Genomic DNA, 9,827 nt, shown 5'->3' on the forward strand with positions numbered 1-9,827 from the left:
CGGAGACTCAGCCCTTGCCGACCTCGCCCGGTACCGGAGGACCAGGCACCGGAGGACCCGATACCGGAGGACCAGGTACCGGAGGAGGCGCAGCCGCCGGATCAAGCACCCGGGCCAGGAACGCCCGAGTCCGCTCATGCCGGGGCGCCCCCACGACCCGCTCCGCAGACCCCTCCTCCACGATCACCCCGCCGTCCATGAACACCACCCGGTCCGCGACCTCACGGGCGAAGCTCATCTCGTGGGTGACGACGAGCATCGTCATCCCCTCCTGCGCCAGCGACCGCATCACCGCGAGGACATCGCCGACGAGTTCGGGGTCGAGGGCCGACGTGGGCTCGTCGAACAGCATCAGCTCCGGGTCCATGGACAGCGCCCGCGCGATGGCGACGCGCTGCTGCTGGCCGCCGGAGAGCTGCGCGGGGTAGGCGTCCTCCTTGTCGCTGAGCCCGACCCGCTCCAGGTTGGCGCGGCCGACCCTGACCGCCTCGCCCTTGGGGCGGCGCAGCACCCGGCGCTGGGCGAGCGTCAGGTTCTCCAGGGCGGTCAGGTGCGGGAACAGGTTGAAGGACTGGAAGACCATGCCGATACGGCGGCGTACCTGGTCGATGTCCACGTCCGGGTCGGTGACCTCCGTACCCGCGACCGCGACCGTGCCGGACGTGGGTTCCTCCAGGAGGTTCACGCACCGCAGCAGCGTGGACTTGCCGGAGCCCGAGGGGCCGATGACGCAGACGACCTCGCCGCGCTGGACCGTGATGTCGATACCGCGCAGCACCTCCAGGTCACCGAACGCCTTGTGCAGCCCGCGAATCCGGATCGTTTCCGCGCTGCCGGAACCGGGGCCGGGTCCTGGGGTCTTCGTGAGGGGCGTACCGGACAAGGGGCTCACCTGGCCTTCGCCGTACGGGATTCGAGGCGCCGCACCAGGTGGCCGAGGGGCAGCGTGATCATGAGGTAGAGCAGACCGGCGATGAGGATGGGGGTGAGGCTCCTGTATTCGTTGAGGGCGTCGCGGCCGAAGTAGGCGAGCTCGTACTGCCCGATGGAGACCCCGAGCAGGTACACCAGGGACGAGTCCTTGGTGAGCAGGATCAGCTCGTTGGTGAGCGGCGGAAGGACGATACGGAACGCCTGCGGAATGACCACGGACACCATGGCGCGGCCGTGCGACATACCGAGCGAACGGGCCGCCTCCATCTGCCCCTTGGGCACCGCCCGGATGCCCGCCCTGATCGTCTCCGCCATGTACGCGGCGCCGACCAGGCCGAGCGCGAGCATCACCGTGACGTACATGTCGAGCGCCACCTCGAAGGCGAGCGGCACACCGAAGCCGAGCGCGATGAACACGAGGAGCGCGGGCACACCGCGGAAGAACTCGATGTACGTGACCGCGAGCCAGCGGTACGGCGGCACCGAGGAGAGCCGCATCAGCGCGAGCACAAGCCCGAGCGCGAGCCCGAAGCCGAAACCGAGCAGCGTGTAGATGACGGTGTTGACGAGTGCGATGCGGATGATGTCGGGGAACTGCGCCCGCGCCACGTCCAGGTCGAAGAACGCCTGCCCGAGCGTTTCCCAGTCCGCGACGAGCACGAACACGACGACGACGGCGACGAGCAGCCCGTACTGGGCGCCCCGGAAGGCGCGGGCCCGCTGCCGTCTGCTGAGGGCCGCCATCACTTGCTCTTGGGGGCGGTACCGAACCACTTCTTGTAGATCGTGTCGTAACGCCCGTCGCTCTGGGCCTTCTTGAGGACGGCGTTCACCTTCTCGCGCAGCGCGTCGTTGCCGGTGCGCACGCCGATGCCGTACTGCTCGCCGGTGTCGAACTCGGCGGTGACCTCGGTGTCGGGGTTCTCCTTGACGTAGTCGAAGAGCACGCCGTTGTCGTTGATCCCCGCGGCGACCTGGCCGGACTTCACGGCGGCGAGGAGCAGGCCGACGTCCTCGAACTCGACGAGTTCCACCCCGTCAGGGGCGTTCTTCTTGGCGTACTCACCACCCGTGGTGGCCTTCTGGTAGCCGAACCTCTGGCCCTTGAGATCGTCGATCTTCTTGTACGGCTTGCCCTTACGGGTGATGAGGGCCTGGGTGGCGTCGAAGTAAGGGTCGGAGAAGTCCATGACCTTGTCGCGCTCGGGCGTGATGGTCATGCCCGCGGCGGCCAGGTCGCACTTGCGGATGTTGAAGTCCTGGCCGGTCTCGATGCCCTCGAAGGGCGTGTTGACTATCTCCTGCTTCACCTTCAGCTCGTCGGCGACCAGGTCGACGAGGTCCACGTCGAAGCCGACGACCTCCCCGCCCTTCTTCGTCTGGAACGGCGGGTACGGCAGGTGTGTGCAGGTCTTCAACGTGCCCTCGGTGACGAGCTGCACGCCGCCACCCTTGCCGCCACCGTCGTCCGACTTCGTGCTCGTACACCCCCCGAGCAGGAGACCGACCGCGGCGACGGCCGCGGTGACGGGCAGGGCGGTGCGAACGGACACGGGCACAGGTCCTCCAAGGCAGCGACAGCCGGATCAACCAAGCAGCGTGGTACGCAAAGCAGTTCGCGCGGGGTGCCGCGCGAGTCGCTGCATCTTAGGTTGCGGGTGGAGGCTGCGACAGGGGGTTGCTCAGGCCGGGTCCGAGGTCTCCGCCTCGATCGCCGCACGCGTCTTCGGCCCGTACGTGCCCTCGTCCTCGTCGATCTGGCGGGCCTGCTGGAAGCGGGTGACGGCGTTCTCGGTCGCCGGGCCGTAGTTGCCGTTCAGCGGGCCGGTGTACAACTTCAGCTCGGTCAGGCGCTGTTGGAGCTCGACGACCTCCGGGCCGCGGTCGCCCCGGCCCAGCGTGCCCGGCTCCTGCCCCGACTCCGACTCCGACTCCTGCTCCCCGGCCGGCGGCGCGGTGGTCCCGGTGGGCTCCTCCGTGGACGTGGACGTGGACGTGCTCGACGGCTTCGACGACCCTGTCTCGCTCGACGGAGACGTGGGCCGCTTCGAACTCCGGCTGGCCCGCTCACTCTCGCCGCTCGTGGGGCTCGTCTCGCTCGGCGTCGGCTCCTCGGTGGCCGTCACCCGGTCCGCCGCGTTCGGGCCCGCCTGCTGCTCGGTGTCGGACGAGAAGAATCCGCCCGCCACACCCACGGTCACGGCGACGACCGCCGCGGCCCCGGCGAGCAGTCCGTACCGCCAGCCCCGGCCGGACGGCGCCTGCCCGTCCGCACGGCTGAACTCCGGCATCGCCGGATCCGTCGCTGCGGGCCCTATGGGCGGCAGCGCACTCGCCCGGTCCGGGCCGTTTCCGGGCCCGTCGAAGAGTTCAAGGACCTCTTCGTTCGGCACGGTGTCCGACATGTCCGGCGACGCGACGTGCCCGAACACGGGGTCCATCGCGGTACCGCGCCCGGCGGGCTCGGGCCTGGGTGCCCGCACCGGCTCCGGGACCGGCTCCGGAATCGGCCCCTGCACCGTCTCCTCCGACCCCTGCCGCGCCCGCAGCGCACAGTCACAGGCGGGCCGGAAGTCCGGCAGGAACTCCGTTCCGCATCCGGGGCAGCTCTGTCCACTCACCGTTCGTCCACACACCTTCCACGAAGCAGCCACCGATTATGCAGGCGATCCGCGCGTAAGCCCACCGCCCTCATTCCTCCACCCACCCCTTCATTCCCGACACTTCGGCCCATACGATCTTGCCGATCTCCCGGCCCCGCACCCCCCACGCGTCCGCGAGCGCGGCCACCAACCGCAGCCCGTGACCGACCGCACCACCCACCTCGGGCCGACGCTCACCGCACGCGTCCGCCACCTCGATACGCAGCAGTTCGCCCTGCCACAGCAGTACGAGCTCAAAGTCACGCCCCGGCACCCGCCCATGCGTGACGGCGTTAACCGCCAGCTCCGCCACCACGGAACGGACCGTCTCCGAGATCCCGCACCCGTGTGGGAAACCCCACTCTTCGAGCTGAAGCGCCGCGAGCCGCCGCGCGAGTCGCGCCCCACGGGGCGTCGCACTGAAAAGTTGCCTGAACTGAGCCCCGACAGAGGGGAATTGAGCTGTCATGTCACCGAGCGTGGCCGTTTGCTCCTACGCTGACCAGTCACGACCAGACGACGGAGCGTAGCCGTACGGGCCCGCTCCGCAGGGTGTACGGGGTGGTACGACATGCGCGAACAACGACCGGAACGGCCCGCCGAGGCGGACGGCACATCCCTTCTTTTCGCCGCACTCGGCCGACAGATCAAATTGCTGCGCGAGGCGCGCGGCATGAGCCAACGCGAGCTGGCGGCGGCGATCCACGTGAGCCTGGACCTGATCTCCTCGATCGAGCGGAACGTCCGTATCCCCCAGCCGAATCTGCTGACCCTCCTGGACAAAGTCCTCGACGCGCGCGGGCTGTTGCTGGCGGTCATCCCCGACGTGAAGGAGGCGCTCACGCGTGCGCGTACTCGGCATCCGGAGTGGTATCGGGGGTACGCGAACCTGGAGTCGGATGCGGTTGAGTTGCACTTCTACGCCAATCAAGGGGTGCCGGGGTTGCTGCAGACCCCTGAGCACGCGGAGGTGGTGTTCCGCAAACACCGGCCCCTCCTTGACGAGGAGACCATCGACAAGCGCATCGCGGACCGACTGGACCGCCAAAAGGTCCTCAACCGCCGCCCTGCACCGGTCCTGAGCTATGTCTTGGAGGAAGCCGTCCTCGACCGGCCTCTCGGCGGGTGGGAGACGCACGAGACTCAGTTGCGACGCATCCTGGAGGTGGGCCGCATGCGCAACGTCGAACTCCAGGTCATGCCGACCGATGTCGATGAACACCCAAATCTGCAAGGGGCATTCAATCTCCTGATCCCCAAAGGCGAGAACCACCAGGTTGGTTACACCGAAGTGCAGGAGCACCCACGACTGATCACCGATCCCGCTGCGGTCCGGCTCCTCGCCGAGCGCTATGGGATCATGAGGGCCATGGCTCTCACGCCACGCAAGTCCTTGGAGCTGATCGAAAGGAAGCTGGGGAAGCGATGATGACCACCGAGGAACTCGCCTGGTTCAAGTCCAGCTACAGCGGCGGCGAGGGCGGCGAATGCCTCGAAGTCGCCTACGACTGGCGGAAGTCGACGTACAGCGGAGGCGGAGGCGGCGAGTGCGTAGAAGTAACCACCTGCACCTGCCCCGCCCCCACCGTCCACATCCGCGACTCCAAGAACCCGGCGTACCCGCACCTCGACGCGAGCGCCGACGCGTGGTCGGCGTTCCTCACGTACGCGACGCGCTGACGCGCTACTCCCCCAGCCGCACCGCGGAGATGTCGAACTGCAGGCGGACCTTCTCGCTCACCATCGTGCCGCCGGCCGCGAGTCGCTGGTTGTAGACCAGGCCCCAGTCGGTGCGGTCGATGGTGGTGGTGCCGTCGAAGCCCGCGCGCTGGTAGCCGAAGGGGTCCAACACCGAGCCCAGGTAGTCGAGTTGGAGCTCGACGGGGCGGGTGACCTCGCGGATGGTCAGGTCGCCCGCCATGCGGAACGACTCCCCGCCCTCGTGCACGGTCGAGGTGGAGCGGAACGACATCTCCGGGAAGCGGCTCGCGTCGAAGAAGTCCTTGCCGACGAGGTGCGCGTCCCGCTGCTCCACGCCGGTGTCGACGCTGCCGATCCGGATGACGAGTTCGGCACGCGAGCGGGAGGGCCGCTCCCCGTCGAAGAACAGCGTGCTGTCGTAGTCGGCGAAGGCGCCGCGGACGGTCGTGACCATGGCGTGCCGGACGGAGAAACCGATCCGGCTGTGCGGGCGGTCGATGGTCCACTGCCCGCTCAGCTCGCGCAGTGCCGGGTCGAGCGCGATCTCGGTGGCGGCGGCCCGCGAACGCTGCGTGGGGATGGCGCCGTCCGACGTCGGCTCAAGGGTTTCGGTCCGACGGCGGCTGAATATGCCCATGACCCGCTCTCCTTCGAAAATTGGTTACCCCGTGTTATCACGACGGTCGTGGGCGCCCGTTCGCGAGATGGGCGCCCACGTCCGGCTTCCATGGCGTCGGCGGGAAACAACCACAAGATCAACAAATTGTGGACGCACTACGGGGCACGGAAAGGTCACGGAGAGTGGGCGGTGGGCAGGCGGTGAGCAGGTGGAATCAGCTTGACTGGCTCGTGCCCGGCACGACCGCGACCGCGCAATGGGCGTGCAGCAGAACGGCGTTGGCGACCGAACCCATGATCAGGGAGTCGGCCCTGAGGCGGCGGCGGTGGCGGCCGACGACGAGGAGGTCGGCCGTGCGGGAGGCGGTGACGAGGCGGCCCGCCGGGTCGGCGGGGGCGACGACCGGGTCGACGGCGACCTTCGGGTAGCGCTCCGCGAACGCGGCGAGGCGTTCGCGCTGGCCCGCCGTGAGGGCGAGGCCCGCGGCACGGGCGTCGGCGGCGTCGCCGGGGACGAGGTCGCCCATGGTGGTGAGGGCCCGCAGCGGCACCCGGTACGTGGACACGACCTGGAGTTCGACGCGGCGCCGTGCCGCCCCGGCGAAGGCGAACTCGATGACCTCGTCGGCGGTGTCCTCGGGGGAAAGACCCAGGACGACCCGTCCGGGAGGACCGCCCTGCGCGGCGTCAGCGGTCCGGGACTCGTCCGGGACGACCACTACGGGGCACGGTGCCTGCGCGGCGCACTTACGGCCGTTCGAGCCGAGAAGCAGCGCCGCGAACCCGCCGAGGCCACGGGAGCCGAGGACCAGCAGGACGGCCTTGTCGGCCAGTTCGCAGAGCGCGGCGGCGGGGTGCCCTTCGACAGCCACGTACCGTACGGGCGGCGCCTGGTCCCCGTACGCCTCGACGATCCTGTCGATCTTGGCCCGGACCGGGTCGGAGGCGGCGCGGCCGGTGCGTACATGCGCGGCGAGCACTTCCGTACCGTGCCCGAGGGCCGCGTCGATGGCCCAGGTCAGGGCCTTGAGGCTGGACTCGGACCCGTCGACGGCGGCGAGAACCGGGGCGCTCGTGGTCATCCCCCCAGAGTGCGCCCCGGAGCGGTCGGGCGACAGGGGCTAAGGTCCCTGCCCGCCGGGCCGGCCGCCCCCGGACGGGCCGCCTCCGGACGCGGTGGCTCCGGACGCGGCGCCTCCGGACACGGTGCCTCCGGGCTCGTCGGGGTCCGCCGCGACCCGCAGACAGCTCCGTACGAAGTCCGCGACCACCGGGTTCTCGTCGTCCGCCGGGGACCGGGCGACGCCCACGGAGGTGGGGCTGATGCCGTCGACGGGGACGTACACCACTCCCGGCCGGGCGTAGAAGCGGGCGGCCGAGGCGGGGGCCAGGGCGATGCCGTACCCGTTGGCGATGGCGTTCAGCCACTCGTCGGGCTGGTCGGTGACGGCGCCGATCCGCACCGGGTGGCCCTCCCGGGCGTCGACGGCGAGCCAGTAGTCGCACCACGGCCCCGTCGTGGGCGGGGCGGCGACGAACGGCTCGTCCCACAACTCCCGGAATTCCAGGCGCTCCCGGCCCGCGAGCCGGTGCGTCACGGGCAGCACGGCCACCCGGTCCTCGGTGAGCAGCACCTCGACGCGGTACCGGTCCTGGCCGGGGAAGGGCAGCCGCAGCAGCGCGGCGTCCACCTCACCGTCGGCGAGCCCGGCCGTCGGGTTCGACCAGGCCGCCTGGCGCAGCTCGACCCGCAGGCCGGGGCGGCGGCGGGAGAAGTCCGCGACGATTTCCTGGGTGGCCTCGTTGGCGGCGCTGGCGAGGAACCCGACCCGCAGCACCCGCGCGGCGGCCCGCTCCGCGCTGCGGGTCTCGCGGACCGCGGAGTCCACGGCGGCGAGGACGTCGGGCGCCCGCACGGCGAGGGCCCGGCCGGGCCCGGTGAGGGCCATCCCGCTGCGGGACCGGACGAACAGCTCCGCGCCGAGCAACTGCTCCAACTGCTTGATCTGCTTGGTCAGCGCGGGCTGCGAGAGGAAGAGGCGCTCGGCGGCGCGGGTCAGGTTCCCCTCCTCGGCCACGGCGACGAAGGAGCGCAGCAGGCGCGAGTCGACATCCATGCCATCAGGTTATGGATACGGGTATTGGACGGCCACGCGCGGGCGGGGCGAGGGTCGAGAGGCAAGCACCGCCGCCCACCGCGGCGAGCGGAAGCCGGAAGCCGGAAGGGCTGAGCCATGTTTCTCGCGTATGTCGTCGTCACCGTCTTCGTCGCCCTCACCGTCGGAGCGATCGGGGTCCTTGACCTGCGCCGCGCTCCGGCCGTCCTCGCGACCTCAGAGGCCGTGAACGTGCCCGTCTCCTGGGTCGCGCCGCTCGGTGTGCCGAAGGTCGCGGCCACGGTCGGGCTGCTGCTCGGCCTCGCGGGCTGGCGCTGGCTCGGGGTCGCGGCGGCCGCGGGGCTCGTGCTGCTTTTCGTCGGCGCCGTGGTGACCCACTTCCGGGCCCGCGTGTTCAGCACGATGTGGGCGCCCGCGGTGTTCCTGGCGCTGTCGGCGGCCGCGCTGTGGCTGGGGGTGGCGGCGCCCGCGTGAGCCGCCACCACCCCTGTCCGCTTGTTCGCTCTGTCCGCTCCGGCTCAGAACTCGTCGGCGCCGTTGCGGAGTTCGGGGGTCCAGTAGCCGGTGGCCCACTTCGCCGGGTCGACGGCGATGCCCCCGGCGCCCGGCGCCCTGACGGTCTTGAGGCCCTCGCCGCCCTGGAGCTGCACGGAGAAGGCGCTCACCGGCTCGTTCTCCTCGTCGACGCCGCCGTCGGACAGCCGGACGAGCGCGTAGGCCGGCTGTCCGGCGCCGACGAGGACGGGCGCGGCCGGCTTGCTCTTGGCCACCTCGGGCACGTCCTCCTTGTGGCTCTCCAGGAACTGGATGCGCGGGAACCCGTCCATCCGGCAGCTGTCGCCCGAGACGCTCTTGGCGGTCAGGACGATGTGCGTGTACGGCGGGCCGTCCTGGCGGGCGGCGGTGATGGAGACGTCGTCGGTGGTGCACACGGGCACGGAGTCCGTGCCGGAGCCCTGGGCGGCGTCGGCACCCTCGGCCGCGTCATCGGCACCGCCGGCACCGTCGGCGCCCTTCTCCGAACCCGAGCCCGAGCCCGAGCCCGAACCGGCAGTGCCCGACGCCGTGTTGCCCGACTCCGTGTTGCCCGAGCCCACCTCGACGGCCTCCTTCCCGGCGGACTTCGCGTCGGCGGCACCGTCCTGACAGGCGGTCAGGGACAGGGCGAGCGCGGTGGCCGCGGCGGCGAGCAGGGCGGTGCGGTGACGGTACGTACGCATGGACAGACCTCATTCGTGAGAGTGCAGCGCTCGTGCGTGAGCACTGGTGACGTTTCCCTGCCGGGGACGTCGGGGGTGTCCATCCGCAGCAGAACCGGGCGGCCGCCGGTTCCCCGGACCGCCCACAGAGAGTTCATCAGCGCGCCCGCCTTGGTCCCAGGCGGTTCCACCGGCAGGAATACGCCCCGTCATACTTCTGCCGGAGGACCGCATCCGACCGACGCGGTCCCGTTGAACACAGGGGACGTCGACCATGAGCGCCGGTACACCGGTCCCGCACGACTTCGGCCGGCAGTTGCGCGCCCTGCGCTCGCGGGCGGGGCTCACCCAGGAGGAGCTGGCGCACACCTCGGGGGTGAGCGTCCGCGCCCTGGCGGACCTGGAACGCGGCCGGGCCAGGGGCGCGCAGCGCCGCACCGTGCAGGCCCTCGCCGAGGGGCTCGGCCTCGACGCCGCCGAGGCGGCGGAACTGGAACGAGCCGCCCGCGTCGGCCGCCCCCGCCCCCGCGCGAGTACGGGCACGGGCACAAGTACGGGTACGGGAGCAGGTGCCCGTACGGGTACGAGCGGCGGCACCCCGACGCGTACCCCGACAC

General features: G+C 70.8%; 13 protein-coding genes. 4 read left to right on the forward strand and 9 right to left on the reverse strand.

Annotated features, from left to right (window positions below; genetic code table 11):
* Positions 1-7: 7 nt before the first annotated feature.
* The 5 genes from GUY60_RS27935 to GUY60_RS40000 form a co-directional block, all read right to left on the reverse strand.
* On the reverse strand, positions 8-820 hold the full coding sequence (locus GUY60_RS27935) for an amino acid ABC transporter ATP-binding protein (RefSeq protein WP_161702728.1): 813 nt from the start codon (positions 818-820) through the stop codon (positions 8-10).
* A 68-nt stretch (positions 821-888) separates the two neighbouring features.
* Positions 889-1,677 carry an amino acid ABC transporter permease gene (locus GUY60_RS27940; RefSeq protein ID WP_161702708.1) on the reverse strand — a complete coding sequence of 263 codons (789 nt, stop codon included), beginning with the start codon at positions 1,675-1,677 and terminating at the stop codon, positions 889-891.
* A complete protein-coding gene (locus GUY60_RS27945; protein WP_161702710.1) occupies positions 1,677-2,486 on the reverse strand; it encodes an ABC transporter substrate-binding protein in 810 nt (269 codons plus the stop codon). Before GUY60_RS27945 ends, GUY60_RS27940 begins: the two co-directional genes overlap by 1 nt.
* Before the next feature lie 129 nt (positions 2,487-2,615).
* Positions 2,616-3,554 (reverse strand): peptidoglycan-binding domain-containing protein, encoded by a 939-nt coding sequence (locus tag GUY60_RS39780; protein WP_161702712.1) that lies wholly within the window; start codon positions 3,552-3,554, stop codon positions 2,616-2,618.
* Positions 3,555-3,624: 70 nt separating this feature from the next.
* On the reverse strand, positions 3,625-4,044 hold the full coding sequence (locus GUY60_RS40000) for an ATP-binding protein (RefSeq protein WP_161702714.1): 420 nt from the start codon (positions 4,042-4,044) through the stop codon (positions 3,625-3,627).
* 102 nt (positions 4,045-4,146) lie between these two features.
* Here GUY60_RS40000 and GUY60_RS27960 point away from each other — a divergent pair, with 102 nt between their 5' ends.
* The gene (locus GUY60_RS27960; RefSeq protein ID WP_161702716.1) at positions 4,147-5,004 is read left to right on the forward strand and encodes a helix-turn-helix domain-containing protein; all 858 of its coding nucleotides are present in this window, start codon (positions 4,147-4,149) and stop codon (positions 5,002-5,004) included.
* Positions 5,004-5,255: a DUF397 domain-containing protein gene (locus GUY60_RS27965; RefSeq protein ID WP_161702730.1), complete on the forward strand. Its 252-nt coding sequence runs from the start codon at positions 5,004-5,006 to the stop codon at positions 5,253-5,255. The genes GUY60_RS27960 and GUY60_RS27965 overlap by 1 nt, the downstream gene beginning before the upstream one ends.
* A 4-nt stretch (positions 5,256-5,259) precedes the next feature.
* Here GUY60_RS27965 and GUY60_RS27970 read toward each other — a convergent pair whose 3' ends face one another.
* The 3 genes from GUY60_RS27970 to GUY60_RS27980 form a co-directional block, all read right to left on the reverse strand.
* Positions 5,260-5,913 (reverse strand): YceI family protein, encoded by a 654-nt coding sequence (locus tag GUY60_RS27970; RefSeq protein WP_161702718.1) that lies wholly within the window; start codon positions 5,911-5,913, stop codon positions 5,260-5,262.
* 196 nt (positions 5,914-6,109) lie between these two features.
* The gene (locus GUY60_RS27975; RefSeq protein ID WP_161702719.1) at positions 6,110-6,976 is read right to left on the reverse strand and encodes a universal stress protein; all 867 of its coding nucleotides are present in this window, start codon (positions 6,974-6,976) and stop codon (positions 6,110-6,112) included.
* Between the two features lie 39 nt (positions 6,977-7,015).
* Positions 7,016-8,011, reverse strand: a complete 996-nt coding sequence (locus tag GUY60_RS27980; protein WP_161702721.1) for a LysR family transcriptional regulator — start codon at positions 8,009-8,011, stop codon at positions 7,016-7,018.
* A gap of 117 nt (positions 8,012-8,128) precedes the next feature.
* Here GUY60_RS27980 and GUY60_RS27985 point away from each other — a divergent pair, with 117 nt between their 5' ends.
* Entirely contained in the window at positions 8,129-8,485 is a 357-nt protein-coding gene (locus GUY60_RS27985; RefSeq protein WP_161702723.1) for a DoxX family protein, read from the forward strand.
* Positions 8,486-8,529: 44 nt separating this feature from the next.
* Here GUY60_RS27985 and GUY60_RS27990 read toward each other — a convergent pair whose 3' ends face one another.
* Positions 8,530-9,231 (reverse strand): DUF4232 domain-containing protein, encoded by a 702-nt coding sequence (locus tag GUY60_RS27990; protein ID WP_161702724.1) that lies wholly within the window; start codon positions 9,229-9,231, stop codon positions 8,530-8,532.
* Positions 9,232-9,484: 253 nt separating this feature from the next.
* Here GUY60_RS27990 and GUY60_RS27995 point away from each other — a divergent pair.
* Positions 9,485-9,827, forward strand: a 343-nt coding sequence (locus tag GUY60_RS27995; RefSeq protein WP_161702726.1) for a helix-turn-helix domain-containing protein, incomplete at its 3' end; no start/stop codon positions are given.

Source organism: Streptomyces boluensis (assembly GCF_009908195.1).
GTDB classification, from domain to species: domain Bacteria; phylum Actinomycetota; class Actinomycetes; order Streptomycetales; family Streptomycetaceae; genus Streptomyces; species Streptomyces boluensis.